Genomic DNA, 17,144 nt, shown 5'->3' on the forward strand with positions numbered 1-17,144 from the left:
CGCACCGGCACGTCAGGAAGACGGACGCCCGCCGATCACCGCAACATGAACGACATCGCCGACAGGCTGTTCAGCGTGCGCACCGCATGCTCGACCGACGGCGCATCGAAGCGCAGCGTCACCGCATCGATCCGCTCCAATGCCGGCAGCATGCCGAACAGGTCCGCGAGCGCGGCGCTCTGCACGCGCAGCGTGCACGCGGCCGGCGCGGGCCGATGCGCACCGGCGCGCAGGCCGGCCGCCGCCGCGCCCGCGACGGTCTCGCGCGCCGCGGCCGCGATGCATGCGCACGCGGCCGCGGGCGTCAGCGTGCTGCCGCACGACGCGCCGCCCGCCGTCTTGACCGTCTCGAAACGCGCGGCCGGAAACTGCGGCCGCGTCTCCTCGGCGAACACGTCGTCGCCGGACGCCAGCGCAACGTGCGCGCCGTATTCCTGCGCCAGCGCGCCATACAGCCCCGCTTCGCCGAGCTCGACGCCGTTCAGCCAGACCTGCGTGAACGCAAAGCTGTTGATCGTATGCGCGAGCACGCCGCGCGTCTGCGACTTCGCGTGATAGCCGATCATGAACACGAGGTCGGGCCGCTGCTCGAGCCCCGCCATCATGCCAAGCATCCGCGGCTTGCCGAGCACCACGCGCGAGCGCGCATCGAGCGCGTCGGGCAGCAGGTTGCGAAAGCCGCCGTGCGAATCGTTGACCCAGACGGCCTGCGCGCCGCCCGCGAACGCGCCCTCGATCGCCGCGTTCGCCTCGGCCGTCATCCAGCGGCGCGCGCGTTCGTATTCCGGGTTGCCGGGCCGCGTCTGCTCGACGGCAAACACGCCGGCGACGCCTTCGATATCGGTCGAGATCAGGATCTTCATGTCATGAATGGAAGGCGCGTCCTTCGTGGAGCACGCGGTCGAACTCGGGAACGGCGTCGCGCAGCGCCTGCCGCACATGGCCGTCGCGCCCCGTAACGGTCACCGCCTGCAGCAGCGCATCGACGATCGCATGTTCGACGCTTTCGGCCGCGGCCTGGAACAGCGGATCGAGCACGCTGTCGGCGAGCAGCGCCGGCAGCGTCACGAACTGAGCATCATGGGCGATCGTGTATGCGGTCGAGAACGCGAGCGCGATATCGCCGCTGCCGTGGCCGTACACCGAGCCCGTGCGCGCGAGCCCCGCCGCCGCGCGGCGCGCGAGCCGCGCCAGTTGCCGCGCGTCGAGCGGCGCATCGGTCGCGAGCAGCATGATGATCGACCCCTGTTCGGGCGGCGCGGCCGGCGCCGGCGCCGCGCGCGCGGTCACGATCCGTCCGACCGGCACGCCGCCGAGCGTCAGCATCGGCAGCCGGCCGAAATTCGCGAGCACGAGCGCGCCGACCGTATATGAACGCCCGGCGGCCGCCGCGATCCGCGAAGCCGAACCGATCCCGCCCTTGAGATCGAAGCACGACATCCCGCGCCCCGCGCCGACCGCGCCGCGCACGACGTCGCGCGTCGCGGCGCGGCACGCGTCGTCGTAGTGCGACGCGCTCACCGCGAACGCATGCAGGTCGTTCAGGTAGCCGTCGTTGCATTCGAACACGAGCGGGTTGACGGTCGGCCAGTCGCGGCCGATGCGCGGATTCGCGGCGATCGCCGCGCGGATCTGCGCGTGCGCGACCGCCCCGACGCCGAACGTATTCGTCAGCGCGATGGGCGTATCGAGCACGCCGAGCTCGTCGACCTGCACGAGCCCGACGCTCTTGCCGAAGCCGTTGATCACCGCCGCGCCGGCCGGCGCCTTGCTGCGATACGCGTCGCCCGCGTGCGGCTTCACGACGGTGACGCCGGTCTGCACCGCGCCGGCGTCGAGCGTGCAATGGCCGACCGTCACGCCGGGCACGTCGGCGATCGTGCCGCGCGGCCCCTCGGGCAGCGTCGCGGCCCACATCGTCGGCATGGCCATCAGCGGCGCTCCAGCTTCGGATCGAGCGCGTCGCGCAGCCCGTCGCCGAGCAGGTTGAACGCGAGCACGGTCAGGAAGATCGCGAGGCTCGGAAAGATCGCGACGTGCGGCGCCGTCACCATGTCCGCGCGCGCCTCGTTCAGCATCGCGCCCCACTCCGGCGTCGGCGGCTGCGCGCCGAGCCCGAGGAACGACAGGCTCGCCGCCGTGATGATCGACGTGCCGATCCGCATCGTGAAGTACACGACGACCGACGACACGGTGCCCGGCAGGATGTGCCGCATCAGGATCGTCCAGTCCGACGCGCCGATGCTGCGCGCGGCCTCGACGTAGGTCATGTGCTTGAGCACCAGCGTGTTGCCGCGCACGAGCCGCGCGAACGCCGGGATGCTGAAGATCGCGACCGCGCAGATCACGTTGATCATCCCGTTGCCGAGGATCGCGACGACGCCGATCGCGAGCAGGATGCCCGGGAACGCGAACAGCACGTCGGCGACGCGCATCGTGATGCGGTCCCACCAGCCTTCGTAATAGCCGGCGAGCAGCCCGAAGAACGTGCCGACCACCGCGCCGAGCGCGACCGAAAAGAAGCCCGCCTCGAGCGAGATGCGCGTGCCGGCGACGATCCGGCTGAAGATGTCGCGGCCGAGCGAATCGACGCCGAACCAGTGCGCGGCGGACGGCCCCGCGTTCAGCGCGTCGTAATCGAAATAGTTTTCCGGGTCGAACGGCACGACGTGCGGGCCGACGAACGCGAGCACGACGAGCAGCAGCACGAAGCCGCCCGCGACGAGCGCGACGGTCTGCTTGCGGAACTTGCGCCAGAATTCGCGCCACGGCGTGCGGATCGCGGCGGACGCGGCGCTCGCCGCGGTCTGGACGGTCGCGTTCATGCGTGCCTCACTTGAACCGGATGGTCGGGTTGATGACCGCGTACAGCACGTCGACGGTCAGGTTGATCAGGATGAATTCGAGCGAGAACAGCAGCACGATCGCCTGGATCACCGGGTAGTCGCGCATCGTCACCGCATCGACGAGCAGCCGCCCGAGCCCCGGCCAGTTGAACACCGCCTCGACGACGATCGAGCCGCCGAGCAGGAAGCCGAACTGCAGCCCCATCATCGTGACGACGGGGATCATCGCGTTGCGCAGGCAGTGCTTGAGCACCACCATCGGCTCGTGCACGCCCTTCGCGCGCGCGGTGCGCACGAAATCCTCGTTCAGCACCTCGACGAACGACGCGCGCGTGAAGCGCGCCATCACCGCCGCGACGGCCGCGCCGAGCGTCAGCGACGGCAGCACGTAGCTCTTCCACGTGCCGTCCGGCACGACCGGCAGCCAGCCGAGCTTCACCGAGAAGATTTCCATCAGCAGCATGCCGAGCGCGAACGCGGGAAACGAGATGCCCGACACCGCGAGCGTCATGCCGACGCGGTCCGGCCACTGGTTGCGCCACACGGCCGACGCGATGCCGATCGCCATCCCGAACAGCGTCGCCCAGCCCATGCTGACGATCGTCAGCAGCAGCGTCGGCATGAAGCGCTCGCCGATCTCGGTGGACACCGCGCGCTTGCTGCGCGTCGACACGCCGAAATCACCGTGCGCGATCTTCACGAAGAAATTCGCGAACTGCGCCGGCATCGGCTTGTCGAGGCCGAGATCGGCGCGCACCAGCGCGACGGTCGCTTCGTCGGCCTCGGGGCCGGCCGCGAGCCGCGCGGGATCGCCCGGCAGCAGGTGCACGAACAGGAACACCAGCACCGCGACGATCGCGAGCGTGGGCATGAGGCCGAACAGGCGCTTGACGATGAAATTCAGCATGAGGGCACCGAACCAGGGCGGCGCGCCGTGGCGCGCCCGAATGCGCTTACTTCAGCGAAATCTCGTCGAAATTGAACGAGCCGTCCGGCATCACGTACATGCCCTGCAGCCGCTTGCTGCGCGCGTAGACGATCTTCTCCTGCACGAGGAAGATCCACGGCGCGTCGGCCCAGATCTGCTTCTGCGCGGTCGCGTAGTACTCGGCCTTCTTCGCGCGGTCGGTGGTCGCCAGCGCCTTGTCCAGCGCGTCGTCGAGAATGCCGTTCTGGTAGTACGCGGTATTGAACAGCTTCGGCGGCTTCGACGCCGACGCGAGCAGCGGCGTGAGCGCCCAGTTCGCCTCGCCGGTCGACGACGACCAGCCGATGTAGAACATCCGCACCGGTGCGGTTGCCGGGTCCTGCGCGCTCTCGACCTTCGAGACGCGCTCGCCCGATTCGAGCGCCTGCACCTGCACCTTCACGCCGACCTGCGCGAGCTGCTGCTGGACGAACTGGATCACCTTCTGCGACGTCGTGTTGTTGTAGCCCGACCAGAGCGTCGACTCGAAGCCGTTCGGATAGCCGGCCTCCTTCAAGAGCGCGCGCGCCTTCGCGGGGTCGTACGGCCACGGGCCGGTCTTCGTCGCGTACTCGACGCCCGGCGGCACGACGCCCGGCACCGGCATCGCGAAGCCCGAGAAGGCGACCTTCGCGAGCGCGTCCTTGTTGATCGCGTAGTTGAGCGCCTGGCGCACCTTCGGATTGTCGAACGGCTTCTGCAGCGTGTTCAGCGAAATGTAGCGCACCACGATCGACGGCCGCTCGACCACGTCGAGCTTCGGATTGGTTTTCAGGTCGGCGACCTGCTCGTAAGGAATCCGGAACGCAAGGTCCGCCTGGCCGGCCTTCATCAGCGCCGCGCGCGTGTTGTTGTCGATCACGGGCTTCCAGTCGATCATGTCGATCTTCGGATAGCCCTTCTTCCAGTAGCCGGCGTATTTCTTCACCTTCATGTCGTCGGTCTGCTTCCACTCGACGAACTCGAACGGCCCGGTGCCGACCGGATGCAGCCCGATCTCGCGGCCCCACTTCTTCAGCGCCGCCGGCGAGATCATCACCGCGGACGGATGCGCGAGCGTGTTGATGAACGCCGAGAACGGCTCGCGCAACGTGAACTTCACCGTATACGGATCGACGACCTCGGTCTTCTCGATCACCCGGAACAGGTTGTAGCGCTTCAGCTTGTTCGCCGGATCGGTCACGCGGTCGAACACGACCTTCACCGCATCCGCGTTGAAATCGGTGCCGTCCTGGAACTTCACGCCCTGGCGCAGCTTGACCGTGTAGACCTTCGCGTCGGGCGACGCCGTGTAGCCCGTCGCGAGCACGTCGACGAGCTTCATGTCCTTGTCGAAGCCGAACAGCCCCTCATAGAACGACTTCGCGGCCGCCTGCGACACCGTGTCGTTCGAATCGTACGGGTCCATCGTCGTGAACGTCTCGCCGACCGCGATCACCGCGGTCTGCTGCGCGAACGCGGGCGGCGCGACCGCCAGCGCGAACGCGCTCGCGCCCGTGGCGAGCAGCGCGCGCGGACGGAACATCGGGAACGAAAGCGATTTGTTCATGTGGGCCGGCTCCTGTGCGTGATTCGATGACGCGTGGTGGGAATCGCGGATTGACTGCCTCCGCTCGGGAAACAACCGTCTCTGCCTGGCGCGCGCGCAACTGCGGTCCATCGCCGCCTCCGCGCGTCAGTACGCGCCGCCGACGCGATGCGTCGCGACGAAATGATCGGGGCCGACCGCGACGAGCGGCGCGACCGCAGGCTCGTCGCCGGCCGCGCGGATCGGGCTCGGCACCTCGTCCGCCGGCAACTGGCGCGGCGCGTGCCGGCGTGCCGGATCGGCGACCGGCACCGCGCTCATCAGCTTCTTCGTGTACGGATGCTGCGGCGCCTCGAACACCGCGCGGCGCGGGCCGATCTCGACGATCTGGCCGAGATACATCACCGCGACGCGATGGCTGACGCGCTCGACCACCGCCATGTCGTGCGAGATGAACAGGTACGCGACGCCCAGCTCGCGCTGCAGGTCGAGCATCAGGTTGACGATCTGCGCCTGCACCGACACGTCGAGCGCGGACACCGACTCGTCGGCGATCACGACCTTCGGGTTCAGCGCCAGCGCGCGCGCGATCGCGATCCGCTGGCGCTGGCCGCCGGAGAATTCGTGCGGATAGCGGCGCGCGGCCTCCGCCGGCAGCCCGACCTTGTCGAGCAGCCAGTCGACCCGCTGCTGCGCGGCCGCGCCGCTCGCGACGCCGTGCACGAGCAGCGGCTCCATGATCGAGAAGCCGACCGTGAGGCGCGGGTTCAGCGACGCGAACGGGTCCTGGAAGATGAACTGGATATTGCGGCGCAGCGCCTGCAGGTCCGGGCCTTTCAGCGCGCTGATGTCGCGGCCGTCGAATTCGATCGAGCCGCTTTGCGACTCGACGAGGCGCAGCAGCGAGCGTCCGGTCGTCGATTTGCCGCAGCCGGATTCGCCGACGAGCGCGAGCGTCTCGCCCGCGCGCAGCTCGAAGCTCACGCGCTCGACCGCATGCACGTATTGCGACACGCGGCCGAACAGGCCGCTCCTGACCGGAAAGCGCGTGACGAGGTCGCGCACGCGCAGGATCGGCGGCGCGTGCGGATCGACGCGCGGCTGGGCGAGCGCGGCCACCTCGTTCGCCTCTTCCGCCACTTCGGCGATGGCCGGGCCCGCCGGCGCCACCGCCGTGCCGTTCACCGGCGCGGCCACGTCGACCTTCAGCAGCGGGAATTTCTCCGGCGCGTCGGTGCCCTGCATCGAGCCGAGACGCGGCACCGCCGCGAGCAGCGCGCGCGTGTAGCGATGGGCGGGCGCGGTGAAGATTCGCTCCGACTCGCCCTCCTCGACCTTTTCGCCGCGATACATCACGAGCACGCGATCGGCCACCTCGGCAACCACGCCCATGTCGTGCGTGATGAACACCACGCCCATGTTCATCTCGTCCTGCAACCCGCGAATCAGCTGCAGGATCTGCGCCTGGATCGTCACGTCGAGCGCGGTGGTCGGCTCGTCGGCGATCAGCAGCGCCGGCCGGCACGACAGCGCCATCGCGATCATCACGCGCTGCCGCATCCCGCCCGACAGCTGGTGCGGATAGCGCGCGAACACGCGGCGCGCCTCCGGAATCCGCACGAGATCGAGCAGCCGCAGCGTTTCGGCGCGCGCCTGCGACGCGCTCTTCGACTGATGCAGCGCGATCGCCTCGCTGATCTGGTCGCCGACCGTGAAGACCGGATTGAGCGACGTCATCGGCTCCTGGAAGATCATCGCGATGTCCGCGCCGCGCACGCCGCGCATCGTCGCGGCGCTCGCCCGCGCGAGGTCGAGCAGTGCGCCGTTGCGCCGCCGGAACGCGATCCGGCCGCTCGCGAGCGTGCCGCCGCCGTGCTCGACGAGCCGCATCAGCGCGAGCGACGTGACCGACTTGCCCGAGCCGGATTCGCCGACGATCGCGAGCGTCTCGCCGCGATCGACGTGGAACGACACGCCGCGCACCGCGTCGAACGTCGCGCCCTCGCGCTGGAACGTCACCGACAGGTCGTCGACCGCGACGACGCGCTGCTCGGGCAAGGCGAGCGCGGGCGGAGTTCGGTTCGGAGTCATGCGTGCATCTCCTGCATCGGGGGGGCGAAACGGAATCAGGCCGCGTCGTCGCGGTAGATCCCGACGACGGGCGCGGCGCCGACGCGCGCGTAGCCGCGGTACATCCCTTCGGTGTTGAACGGCATCGTGACGTTGCCGTGCGCGTCCACCGCGATGATCCCGCCGCGGCCCGCGATGCGCGGCAGCTTGTTCATCACGACGTCGTACGCGGCCTCGGCGACCGACACGCCGCGGTACGCCATCTGCGCGGCGACGTCGTGCGCGGTCGCCAGCCGGATGAACATCTCGCCGGTGCCGGTCGACGACACCGCGCAGGTCGCGTCGTCCGCGTAGCAGCCCGCGCCGATGATCGGCGAGTCGCCGACCCGCCCCGGCTGCTTGTTGGTGATCCCGCCCGTCGACGTCGCCGCCGCGACGTGGCCGTGCAGGTCGCGCGCGACCGCGCCGACCGTGCCGTGCTTGCGGTCCGGGTCGAGCGGCGCGCCGTCGCCGAATGCGAACGTCGCGGCGTCGTGATCGAGCAGCGCGCCGGCGGCGTCGCGCGCCTTGAGCCACTGCGCGTGACGCGCTTCGGTGCCGAAGTAGCCGGGTTCGACGAGTTCCAGCCCTTGCGCGGCCGCGAACGCGTCGGCGCCCGCGCCGGCGAACAGCACGTGCTCGCTCGCCTCCATCACGCGCCGCGCGGCGAGCACCGGATTGCGCACGCGCGTCACGCAGCACACCGCGCCGGCGGCGAGCGTCGCGCCGTCCATGATCGCCGCGTCGAGCTCGTGCGTGCCGTCGGCCGTATACACCGCGCCCCGCCCCGCGTTGAACAGCGGGCAGTCCTCGAGCATCCGCACCGCGACGCTCACCGCGTCGAGCGCGCTGCCGCCGTCGGCGAGCACGGCCTGCGCGGCGCGCAGGATCGCCGCCAGCTCCGCGCGGTATTGCAATTCGGTGTCGGTGTTCATCGCTTCGCGCAGGATCGTGCCTGCGCCGCCGTGAATCGCGACGATCGCGGGTGAAGTCATGATTTCCTCGAACCGGTGGATGAAGGGTCCGTCGCCGGCAGCGCCGCCTGCGGCTGCGTGAGCCACGGCAACAGGAATTCGGTCATTTCCGCGGCGGCCTTCGCGGAGCGATGCGTGCGCAGCGCGACCGCGTCGATCAGCGCCTCGATCATCGCGAGCACGGCCGCTTCCGACGTCGCCGCGAAGCGCCGCTGCGCCGTCACGAACAGCGTCAGCGGCGTGAGCGGCGCGAGCGGCGAATGCGGGCCGTCGGTCAGCGCGAGCACCCGTGCGCCGCGCGCGGCCGCGCGGCGCGCCAGCTCGATCGTGTCCTCGACGTAGCGCGGAAACGCGATCGCGATCACGAGGTCGCGCGCGTCCGCCGTGTACAGGCGCCGCGCCGCATGCGACGGGCCGCCGAGCAGCGCGAGCGACTGCACGTTGTCGTGGCACACCGACAACCCGTGCTCCATCAGCCCCGCGAGAAACGCGCTTGATCCCGCGCCGAGGATCAGCACGCGGCGCGCGGCGACGATCGCCTCGACCGCCGCCTCGATATTGGCCGTGTTCAGTTGCGCACGCGTGTCCTCGATGTTCTCGACCGCCTGGTTGAACACCGCGTCGATCCACGCGGCGTCGCGCACGCCGGCTTCCTGCTCCTGCGCGGAGCGCAGCCGTTCGACCGGCGCGAGCGTCGCCTCGAAGCCGCGCACCAGCGCCGCGCGCATCGCCGGATAGCCGTCGAAGCCGAGCGCCTTCGCGAAGCGGTTCGCGGTCGCGATCGACGCGTCGACGGCCTGGGCGAGTTCGTCGATCCGCATCGTCGCCGCGCGGAACGGATTGGCCAGCACGTATTCGCCCATCCGGCGATGAATCGGCGTCAGCGACGGCATCGCCGACGCGATGCGTGCGGCGATCGACGGTTCGGCATCGGACGCGGTGGACGGATCAGGTGTCGGCATGACGGCATGCGGTCAGGCAATTGAAAGTGAAAGTAAACTTACACAATCCACATTAGGAAAAAAATAAATTTCCAGCGACTCAGGGATTCCCCGATGCGGCGCGCGCGAGCGGATGCGCTTCCCGTTCACGGGGTAACATCACACGCGTCCGCCGCATCCGGGCTTGCCGCGCGAATGCGTGCGGCGGCCGGCGTTCCGTCTCGTGTTCCTCTTCTCGATGCCAACCATGTCAGATTCCCGTCCCTTGCCGCAAACGACGTTCAGGCCGCAGGTCGTCCCGCCGTCGCTCGCGGCCGGCAAGCGCACGCATCTGCCGATGCCGCGCGTCCGGACATGCGACGCAGGCGCAATGACGGCGTGCTTCGTTTCCGCGGGCGCGCGATGAGCGGCGTGTCGCACGATCTCGTCGGCGATACCATCGCGCTCGGCACGTTCGCGCTGCTGTATCTCGCGGGGCTCGGGCTTGCGCTTTGGCGAATCCGGGCGGCCGGACGGCGCGGCAAGGTCTACTGGATCGTCTGCGCGGCGCTGCTGATCGGCGGCGCGGGCGCGATGTTCGCCGGGCAGTCGCCCGGATCGAACCTCGGCGAGATGCCCGGCGGCTTCGCGCTCGGCGTCGAAGCGGTGCTCGGCGGGCTGGCGATGGTCGCGGCCGGATGCGCGTGGCTGATGCTGCGCGCGCGGCGGGAGCCGTAGGTCCCGGACGCTAACCCCGCGTTTGACCGAGAAACGCCTGCATCGCCGCATTGAACCGGGCCGGGCGCTGCAGCGGCGCGAAATGGCTGACGCCCGGCAGGATCGTCAGCGTCGCACCCGGAATGGTGCGGGCGAGGTAAGCCGCATGCTCGGGCCGGATGAATTCGTCATGCTCGCCGTGCACGATGGCGACGCGCACGTCGATCGCGGCGAGCGCCTTCGCCGAGTAGTCGGGCTGCGTGCGCATCATCTCGCTGACGGCGGCCACGAACGGCTCGAAGCCGTCCGGCGTCGCCGACAGCGCCGCGTAATCGTTCCGGTGCCGGGCAAAGCAGCGGTCGACCACCGCGCTCGGCGCCATCGCCTTCACGCCGCCCGGGTCCATGTTGCAGGCGAAGAAGAACACGCTCTCCACGCGTGCGGGGGCCATGGAAGCCAGCACGAGGGCGATGCACGCGCCGTCGCTCCAGCCGACGAAGCGCGCCCGGTCGAGGCCGAGCGCATCCATCACCGCGAGCACGTCCGACGCCATCCGCTCGTAGGAATAAGGCCGCCCGTCGCGCGTGCTGCGGCCGTGGCCGCGGCTGTCGATCAGGACCGCGCGATAGCCGGCCGCCAGCACGGCCGGCACCTGGTAGCCCCAGTTTCCGGCGTGGCCGAGGCCGCCATGCAGCAGGATCACCGGCGGGCCGTCGCCGTAGCACGCATGCCAGATGCGCGCGCCGTCGTGTTCCAGCCAGCCCTCGAAGCCGGCCGCCGGCAGCGGCGCGGCGCCATGCGCCGCGAACCGTCCGAGGTCGTCGTCCTCCATCTCCGCACTCATCGTTCTTTTATCCTTGCGACGAAGCCGAAGACGCGATTGTAATGCGCGTCCCGGCGCGCTCGCGCTGACCGAAGCGGCAGCGCCCCGAACCGCCCGCGCGCCCGCCTACGCGCCGTGCTTGTGCGCGCGGATCATCCAGCACGCCGCGTCGAAACGCAGCTCGTCGCCGTGCACATACGGCTCGAAAGCCGCACAAGCCGTTTCGACCACGCGCACGCGCGTCGCGTCGTCCACGTCGCGCAGCGCGAGACCGACGGGGCCGAGCCGCGACACGTAATCGGCCAATGCGTGCGTCGGCAGCACGCATCGCACGTCGATCGGCCGAAGGTCGATGCCGGTCCAGCCGCTCGCATCGAGCATCGCCGCCACCCGCTCCCCGTCGCCGAACGCAAACTGTCCGGGCGCGCCCGGCATGCGGGGCGGCAGGCCCGGCAGCAGCGGCGCCGCGGCGCGCTCGGCGGTCGTCATGAACGGATTGTCCGCCGCGCTGCGCCAGGCGATCGCGCACAACCGCGCGCCGTCGGCGGCCGCGTGCCGCAGGTTCGCGAACGCACGGACCGGATCGTCGAAGAACATCACGCCCAGGCGCGACACGATCAGGTCGAAGCTCGCGGACGCAAACGCGTGCGTCTGCGCATCCGCGCGGACGAACCCGGCGCCCACGCCTGCGCGTTCGGCGCGCGCCCGCGCTGCGTCGAGCATCGGCGCCGATACGTCGACGCCGGTACAGTGCCCCTGCGCGCCGAGCCGCCGCGCGATAGCGACCGTGAGGGCGCCCGTGCCGCAGCCGACGTCGAGCACCTGCCGCGCCTGCGTGGAGGCGGCCGCTTCGACGAGCAGTTCCTCGAACGGCTCGAACATCCGGTCGAGCACCGCTTGCATGTCGACCCACGCGCGGCCGGACGGGCCGTTCCAGAGTGCGGCCAGTTCACCGTTGGCTGGCTGGGTGTGGTTCATGAACGTTTTCCTGTGGATTTGCCCTCGAAAGGCGAGCCGCCAGTGTGCTGCTTCAAGCCGGCTTGAAGTCAAGCGGCGGCAAGCCTCATGCGCCGGCATTCCGGAAATAAGACCGGAATGGCAAATTGATTTTACGAGTGGCCTAAACCCGGGGCAGTCAGCTGCCGTTAACCTTCCTTGCAAACGCCCTTCATGAATTGACAGGTAAATCGACCGTATGGCTGGAGACCGCTGCATATCCGCTCGCCTGCCCGGAAATCAATTCCGGAAAACAGCGACCGCGAAAACGGCGTAGGACGACTGTCGCGCATGGTCGAAGCCATCGGGAATACACATCGGCGTTCTTGCGATGACGTGATCCGTCTCGAGGGAATATCCCACGCGTACCGCACTGGAGCCGGATCGCAGCAGGTCATTCATGACGTCACCCTGTCGGTTGCGCCCGGACAAAGCTGCGCGATCGTCGGCGCCTCCGGCTCCGGCAAAAGCACGCTCCTCAACATCATCGGCCTTCTGGATCGCCCGACCAGCGGACGCCTGTTCCTGAAAGGCCGAGACATGACGCTGGCCGAATCCGACGTTCGCTCGCGAGCGCGCAACGAAATCATCGGCTTCGTCTTCCAGAGTTTCAATCTGCTCCCCCGCCTCAGCGCGCTCGACAACGTGGCGCTGCCATTGACGTACCGGGGGTACGCGCGTGATTCGGCACGCATGGAAGCGCAACGTCAAATCGAACGCGTCGGGCTGGGCCATCGCGCCCAACATCGCCCCGCCGACCTTTCGGGTGGCCAGCGGCAACGCATCGCCATTGCCCGTGCACTCGTCACGCAACCGTCGCTGATCCTCGCGGACGAACCCACCGGCAATCTCGATACGGCAACGGCGAGCGAAATACTCGATCTGCTGCTGGCCTTGAACCGCGACCAGCACGTCACGCTGGTCGTCGTGACGCATGACGCATCGATCGCCGATCGCATGCAGCGATGCCTGCAAGTCCAGGACGGTCGCCTGGCGGAATTGGCCCGTGAAACGAGGCTGACGCATGCCTGAGCAACAGTCGGACCGGTACGGCCCCAGGCTTCGTCATGTGCTTGTCGAACCCTTCGACAATCTTCGCCTGCTGCGAAGCCGCGCGCTATTGGCCTTGCTGGGCATCGCGGTCGGCTGCGCATCGGTCGTATGCCTGCTCAACATCGGCCACAATGCCGCCGACGAGGCGATCCGCACGTTCAAGGGACTGGGCAGCAACATCATGGTCGCCGGTTTCAACGCGCCACCCGGTATCCGCGTACCCCGGGGCCCCGCGACGCTCGACACGCACGCCGCCACGCAAGCCTTGCCGGGCATACAACATATCGCGCCGGTCATCGTGAGTGCGATGTCGGCGCGGCTCGACGGCCGCACCGTCAATGCCAGCGTCATCGGCACGACCAGCGATTTGCGGGACGTCCTCAAACTGTCCGTCGCCCGAGGACGGTTCCTTTCCGGATACGACCGGCAAAGTACCTATGCGGTCGTCGGGGCCAAGGCATTCGGCGAGCTGAACAGGTCCGGCAGGCCGATATCCGTCGGCGACCGAATCGCACTGGGCAATTACACCTTCGAAATCGTCGGGGTGCTGGCCGAGCAGGGAGCCAACCCGATGATTCCCGTTCCGTTGGACGAAGGGATACTCATCCCCATCGAGGGCATGCGCCGTATCGTCCCGGCTCCCGAGATCAACACCCTCATTGCGCTCGGAAGACAAACGGAATCGCTCCAGAGCGACGCCGCAGCCTTGCGCGATTACCTGACTCCGCTGGCGCGCGGACGCGACGTCCAGGTTCAGGTCGCGCAGCAACTGCTGGACGGGCTCGCCCGGCAAAACCGGACCTTCTCCTGGCTCCTGCTCGGACTGGGCATCATCTCGCTGCTGATCGGCGGGATCGGCGTGATGAACGTCATGCTGATGAGCGTTGCGGAACGCCGTCGTGAAATCGGCGTGCGCATGGCCCTTGGCGCGCGCCCGCGAGACATCGCGACGCTGTTCGTGCTGGAAGCCGCGATGTTGGCCGTCGCAGGCGCGCTGGCGGGCGCGGCCGTGGGTCTGGCCGGTAGCTGGCTATTCGCGAAGCTTTCCGGTTGGGCGTTCTCGCTATCGGCGCCGTCGCTCCCGCTCGGGATTGCCAGCTCACTTGCGACGGGCGTGTTCTTCGGGCTGCACCCCGCCCTGATGGCTGCGCGACTGGAGCCGGTACGGGCGTTGCGCGATGATTGAAGTGCGCCCCCGTCTCGTCCATCTCGCCCATCTCGCCCGTCTCGGACGGATATTGCTCGGCGCCGCCGTCCTTGGCGCGTCGATGCCGGCAATGTCGGCCGACGCTCCCGAGGCGCTTGCGCGATCCCGGGCCAGCATGCCGACGCGATCGGTCTCGCTCAATGGGCAAACCGTCAACCTGACGCTGAACGATGCGGTCTTCCTCGGCCTGCGCAACAACCGCTCGATCCATAGCGCGTATATCCAGCGCACTGCGCAGAAATTCGATCTTCGGGTAGCCGAAGACATCTTTACGCCCAAGCTCGCCCTCAACGGCAGCTATATCGCCGAGCGCAACCAGGACGGCGGATATCGCGGGGCGAATGCCGCGCCCGAGGTGTCGATGCTGGGGCCTTACGGCACACGCTTGCGCCTTGCATGGAACAGTCAGCTCACGCAGGACAATCGTTCCGGACGCTTCCGTCATGACGGCGCGTCGCTGACCATCATTCAGCCCTTGCTTCGGGGCGCGGGCCGCGATGTGACCGAGGCGCCGGTGCGACTGGCTCGACTGACCGAGCAGGCAAACCGCCTTTCCCTCAAATCCGCCGTGTCGGATACCGTCACGCAGATCATTTCCGCCTATCGCGACCTGGTGCGTGCGCAGGAGCAGGTACGCATTGCCCGCGACGCGCTGCAACGGTCGAATCAGCTGCTGGAAGCGAACAAGGCGATGATCGATGCGGGACGAATGGCGCGCGTCGAGATCGTCCAGACGGAAGCCGATATCGCCAACCAGGAGCTCGCAGTCGAGGAGGCAAACAACCAGCTCGATTCGAGCCGGCTGGCACTCCTGCAATTGTTCGCGCTGGATCTGCGTACGCAGGTTCGGGCGATCGATACGCCCGATGCGAGCCATATCGAAGTCGGCCTCGCACAAGCATTGACGACTGCCCGCGAGCATCAGCCCGCCTACCTTGCTCAACTGATTGCGGTCGAGCAGGCCGGAATCAACCTCACGACCGCGCGCAATAGCCGGCTGTGGGACGTATCGCTGATTGCCGGCGCGAATCAGAACCGGGAACGTTACGCCGGCATCGGGAATCGCAATTGGGAAAATTATGCGGGAGTGCAAATCAGCATCCCGATCGGGGATCTGAGCCAGCGCCAGGCAGAAGTTCATGCGCGCGCCGACATCGAGAGCCAGAACGTCCGTCTTGCCGAGATCGCCCAGACGATGGAGCGGGACGTCGATGATGCGGTACGCAATCTGAACACGCGATGGCGCCAATACGACATTGCCAGGCGGGCGTGCGACCTGTCGCGCCGCAAGCTCGAAATCGAGCGGGAGAAGTTGCAGGCGGGCCGCTCCAGCAACTTTCAGGTGCTGAGCTTCGAAGCCGATCTTCGTAGCGCGGAGAACGCTCGGCTGAACACGCTGATCGCTTACCTCAATACCCAGACTACGCTGGACAGGACACTGGGAACGACGCTGGAGAGCTGGGAAATTGAACTCAACGATTAGGAATCGGGCGCGCCAGTTCATCCGGCGCCGGACATGGCGGATGGGCGGCCTGATTCTCGTTTTCGCCGCGGCCTCCTCCATCCTTGCCTATCATGCGCGGCCATCGACGCCGCAGCCCGATGAACGGTGGGTGCCGGTGCAGCCTCGATTGCTGGAAAACCATCTGGGCCTGGTGGGCAGTATCGACGCGGCCTCGCGCATCACGATCACTGCTCCGTTCGACGGTCTCATCGAAAGCATCGCCGTTGCGGAAGGGCAGAAGCTTGCCGTCGGGCAACGCATCCTGACGCTCGATACGACGCAGCTCGACCTGCAAGTTCGCGATGCACTGGCCGCGCAACTCGCAGCACGGCGAGCGGTGCGCGACATGGAAGACTGGTCGCACAGCGAAGAGGTGATGCGCGCGCGCCGTGTGGTGACGCGCAGCCAGCTCGAACTCGGCGACACGGCAACGAAACTTGCCGAAACCCGCCGGTTGTTCGATCGCGGAATCGTTGCCCGCACCGAGGTCGATGCGCTGGAACAGCAGGCCAGGACGCAGCGGCTCGACCTGACTGCATCGCAGGCGGATCTCCAGGCCGCCCTGAGCAAAGGACAGGGAGAAAGCCGAAAGATCGCCGAGATGCAACTGGCCAACGCGGAATCGCGCTATCGCGTCCTGCAAGCCCAGCGCGCTCAGCGTGAAATCCTCGCACCGTTTCCCGGCTTGATATTGCGGCCCCGGAAGATCGACGGAGCCGGCAGCACCCCGCCCGTCCAACAAGGCATGCGCGTCGCTCAGGGCACGCCGCTTTTCGACCTGATCGGCCTCGATCGAATCAAGGCAATCACCCGCGTCGAAGAAGTCGATCTGCATCAGCTTCGCGAAGGCATGCCGGTACAGGTCAGCGGCGACGGTTTCGCGGATACGACGCTTCAGGGGCACATTGCGTCGATCGGCGTCCAGGGCGTCTCCCCGGAACCCTCCGGCGGAAGCGCAACTTATGAGGTGGCGGTGCTCATCGACCCGCTGACGCCGGCGCAACAGCAGCAAGTGCGCCTCGGCATGAGCGCCCAATTGCAGGTCGCCACCTACCGCGCCGAGCGCGGCCTTGCCGTCCCGGCGGAGGCTTTACGCCAGGATGACGCGGGGCGCACGTTCGTTGCATACCGCAAGGACATGGCCACGGCGCCCGAGTTTGTCCATGTCACCACCGGACGAACCGTTCCCCAGGGTATCGAGATTTTCGGCCTGGCTCCGGGGTACGTGGCATTGCCCGGCGGCGCCTCCTGATCGCTGCTTCGCGGCCACGGCCGAACACGCGCCGCACCAGCGGCGTACTGCAGCCGAACGATCAATGTAATTGAAAATTTAAAACAAAAGCTGCATCGCGATTGAAAATCACCTTACGACATCCGTAAAGTTAACTTTCAAATTGCCGATATTCATTACGTCGGGTGCCCTGTATTGCCGGCATTCGACCGCTCACGGCAAAGCGGACTGACGCCGATCCGTCGATCGCATTCGAATCATTGAGAGAT

Annotated in this window: 15 protein-coding genes; 5 read left to right on the forward strand and 10 right to left on the reverse strand. The window is 67.9% G+C overall.

Annotation, left to right across the window (positions count from 1 at the left end):
- Positions 1 to 35: 35 nt before the first annotated feature.
- From HWX31_RS00480 to HWX31_RS00515, 8 genes are all read right to left on the reverse strand, one after another.
- The gene (locus tag HWX31_RS00480; RefSeq protein WP_059834278.1) at positions 36 to 863 is read right to left on the reverse strand and encodes a M55 family metallopeptidase; all 828 of its coding nucleotides are present in this window, start codon (positions 861 to 863) and stop codon (positions 36 to 38) included.
- 1 nt (position 864) lies between these two features.
- Positions 865 to 1,932, reverse strand: a complete 1,068-nt coding sequence (locus HWX31_RS00485; protein ID WP_174962582.1) for a DmpA family aminopeptidase — start codon at positions 1,930 to 1,932, stop codon at positions 865 to 867.
- Positions 1,932 to 2,825: a glutathione ABC transporter permease GsiD gene (gsiD, locus tag HWX31_RS00490; protein WP_059612365.1), complete on the reverse strand. Its 894-nt coding sequence runs from the start codon at positions 2,823 to 2,825 to the stop codon at positions 1,932 to 1,934. Before gsiD ends, HWX31_RS00485 begins: the two co-directional genes overlap by 1 nt.
- Positions 2,826 to 2,832: 7 nt before the next feature.
- The gene (gene gsiC / locus HWX31_RS00495; protein ID WP_174962581.1) at positions 2,833 to 3,753 is read right to left on the reverse strand and encodes a glutathione ABC transporter permease GsiC; all 921 of its coding nucleotides are present in this window, start codon (positions 3,751 to 3,753) and stop codon (positions 2,833 to 2,835) included.
- 46 nt (positions 3,754 to 3,799) lie between these two features.
- The gene (gene gsiB, locus HWX31_RS00500; protein ID WP_174962579.1) at positions 3,800 to 5,362 is read right to left on the reverse strand and encodes a glutathione ABC transporter substrate-binding protein GsiB; all 1,563 of its coding nucleotides are present in this window, start codon (positions 5,360 to 5,362) and stop codon (positions 3,800 to 3,802) included.
- Between the two features lie 126 nt (positions 5,363 to 5,488).
- Positions 5,489 to 7,432, reverse strand: coding sequence for a dipeptide ABC transporter ATP-binding protein (locus HWX31_RS00505; protein WP_174962577.1), 1,944 nt, complete (start codon positions 7,430 to 7,432; stop codon positions 5,489 to 5,491).
- Between the two features lie 35 nt (positions 7,433 to 7,467).
- On the reverse strand, positions 7,468 to 8,445 hold the full coding sequence (locus HWX31_RS00510) for an isoaspartyl peptidase/L-asparaginase family protein (RefSeq protein WP_174962575.1): 978 nt from the start codon (positions 8,443 to 8,445) through the stop codon (positions 7,468 to 7,470).
- Positions 8,442 to 9,386, reverse strand: a complete 945-nt coding sequence (locus HWX31_RS00515; protein ID WP_059728576.1) for a MurR/RpiR family transcriptional regulator — start codon at positions 9,384 to 9,386, stop codon at positions 8,442 to 8,444. The genes HWX31_RS00510 and HWX31_RS00515 overlap by 4 nt, the downstream gene beginning before the upstream one ends.
- 381 nt (positions 9,387 to 9,767) lie before the next feature.
- On the opposite strand from HWX31_RS00515, the gene HWX31_RS00520 reads away from it, so the two are divergent.
- A complete protein-coding gene (locus HWX31_RS00520; RefSeq protein ID WP_042587683.1) occupies positions 9,768 to 10,082 on the forward strand; it encodes a membrane protein in 315 nt (104 codons plus the stop codon).
- Positions 10,083 to 10,092: 10 nt separating this feature from the next.
- On the opposite strand, the gene HWX31_RS00525 is transcribed toward HWX31_RS00520, so the two are convergent.
- Complete coding sequence (locus HWX31_RS00525) at positions 10,093 to 10,905, reverse strand: alpha/beta fold hydrolase (protein ID WP_174962573.1); 813 nt, start codon at positions 10,903 to 10,905, stop codon at positions 10,093 to 10,095.
- 105 nt (positions 10,906 to 11,010) lie between these two features.
- Positions 11,011 to 11,862: a class I SAM-dependent methyltransferase gene (locus HWX31_RS00530; RefSeq protein WP_174962571.1), complete on the reverse strand. Its 852-nt coding sequence runs from the start codon at positions 11,860 to 11,862 to the stop codon at positions 11,011 to 11,013.
- Between the two features lie 309 nt (positions 11,863 to 12,171).
- Between HWX31_RS00530 and HWX31_RS00535 the strand changes: the two genes are divergently transcribed.
- From HWX31_RS00535 to HWX31_RS00550, 4 genes are read left to right on the forward strand one after another with little or no spacing between them, the layout of a single operon-like run.
- Complete coding sequence (locus tag HWX31_RS00535; protein WP_174962569.1) at positions 12,172 to 12,912, forward strand: ABC transporter ATP-binding protein; 741 nt, start codon at positions 12,172 to 12,174, stop codon at positions 12,910 to 12,912.
- Positions 12,905 to 14,119 (forward strand): ABC transporter permease, encoded by a 1,215-nt coding sequence (locus HWX31_RS00540; RefSeq protein WP_174962567.1) that lies wholly within the window; start codon positions 12,905 to 12,907, stop codon positions 14,117 to 14,119. The genes HWX31_RS00535 and HWX31_RS00540 overlap by 8 nt, the downstream gene beginning before the upstream one ends.
- Positions 14,112 to 15,623, forward strand: a complete 1,512-nt coding sequence (locus HWX31_RS00545) for a TolC family protein (protein ID WP_174962565.1) — start codon at positions 14,112 to 14,114, stop codon at positions 15,621 to 15,623. Before HWX31_RS00540 ends, HWX31_RS00545 begins: the two co-directional genes overlap by 8 nt.
- Before the next feature lie 40 nt (positions 15,624 to 15,663).
- Positions 15,664 to 16,896, forward strand: a complete 1,233-nt coding sequence (locus tag HWX31_RS00550; RefSeq protein ID WP_174962563.1) for an efflux RND transporter periplasmic adaptor subunit — start codon at positions 15,664 to 15,666, stop codon at positions 16,894 to 16,896.
- Positions 16,897 to 17,144: the final 248 nt, after the last annotated feature.

The organism is Burkholderia ubonensis (genome assembly GCF_902833085.1).
Classification (GTDB): domain Bacteria; phylum Pseudomonadota; class Gammaproteobacteria; order Burkholderiales; family Burkholderiaceae; genus Burkholderia; species Burkholderia ubonensis.

Excerpts from the sequence above, each read along its gene's own strand:
- HWX31_RS00480 (WP_059834278.1), bottom strand. The coding sequence starts at position 863 with ATGAAGATCCTGATCTCGACCGATATCGAAGGCGTCGCCGGCGTGTTT.
- HWX31_RS00530 (WP_174962571.1), bottom strand. The coding sequence starts at position 11,862 with ATGAACCACACCCAGCCAGCCAACGGTGAACTGGCCGCACTCTGGAAC.
- HWX31_RS00535 (WP_174962569.1), top strand. The coding sequence starts at position 12,172 with ATGGTCGAAGCCATCGGGAATACACATCGGCGTTCTTGCGATGACGTG.
- HWX31_RS00510 (WP_174962575.1), bottom strand. The coding sequence starts at position 8,445 with ATGACTTCACCCGCGATCGTCGCGATTCACGGCGGCGCAGGCACGATC.
- HWX31_RS00550 (WP_174962563.1), top strand. The coding sequence starts at position 15,664 with ATGGGCGGCCTGATTCTCGTTTTCGCCGCGGCCTCCTCCATCCTTGCC.
- HWX31_RS00545 (WP_174962565.1), top strand. The coding sequence starts at position 14,112 with ATGATTGAAGTGCGCCCCCGTCTCGTCCATCTCGCCCATCTCGCCCGT.
- HWX31_RS00520 (WP_042587683.1), top strand. The coding sequence starts at position 9,768 with ATGAGCGGCGTGTCGCACGATCTCGTCGGCGATACCATCGCGCTCGGC.
- HWX31_RS00515 (WP_059728576.1), bottom strand. The coding sequence starts at position 9,386 with ATGCCGACACCTGATCCGTCCACCGCGTCCGATGCCGAACCGTCGATC.
- gsiB (WP_174962579.1), bottom strand. The coding sequence starts at position 5,362 with ATGAACAAATCGCTTTCGTTCCCGATGTTCCGTCCGCGCGCGCTGCTC.
- gsiC (WP_174962581.1), bottom strand. The coding sequence starts at position 3,753 with ATGCTGAATTTCATCGTCAAGCGCCTGTTCGGCCTCATGCCCACGCTC.
- HWX31_RS00485 (WP_174962582.1), bottom strand. The coding sequence starts at position 1,932 with ATGGCCATGCCGACGATGTGGGCCGCGACGCTGCCCGAGGGGCCGCGC.
- HWX31_RS00525 (WP_174962573.1), bottom strand. The coding sequence starts at position 10,905 with ATGAGTGCGGAGATGGAGGACGACGACCTCGGACGGTTCGCGGCGCAT.
- HWX31_RS00505 (WP_174962577.1), bottom strand. The coding sequence starts at position 7,432 with ATGACTCCGAACCGAACTCCGCCCGCGCTCGCCTTGCCCGAGCAGCGC.
- gsiD (WP_059612365.1), bottom strand. The coding sequence starts at position 2,825 with ATGAACGCGACCGTCCAGACCGCGGCGAGCGCCGCGTCCGCCGCGATC.
- HWX31_RS00540 (WP_174962567.1), top strand. The coding sequence starts at position 12,905 with ATGCCTGAGCAACAGTCGGACCGGTACGGCCCCAGGCTTCGTCATGTG.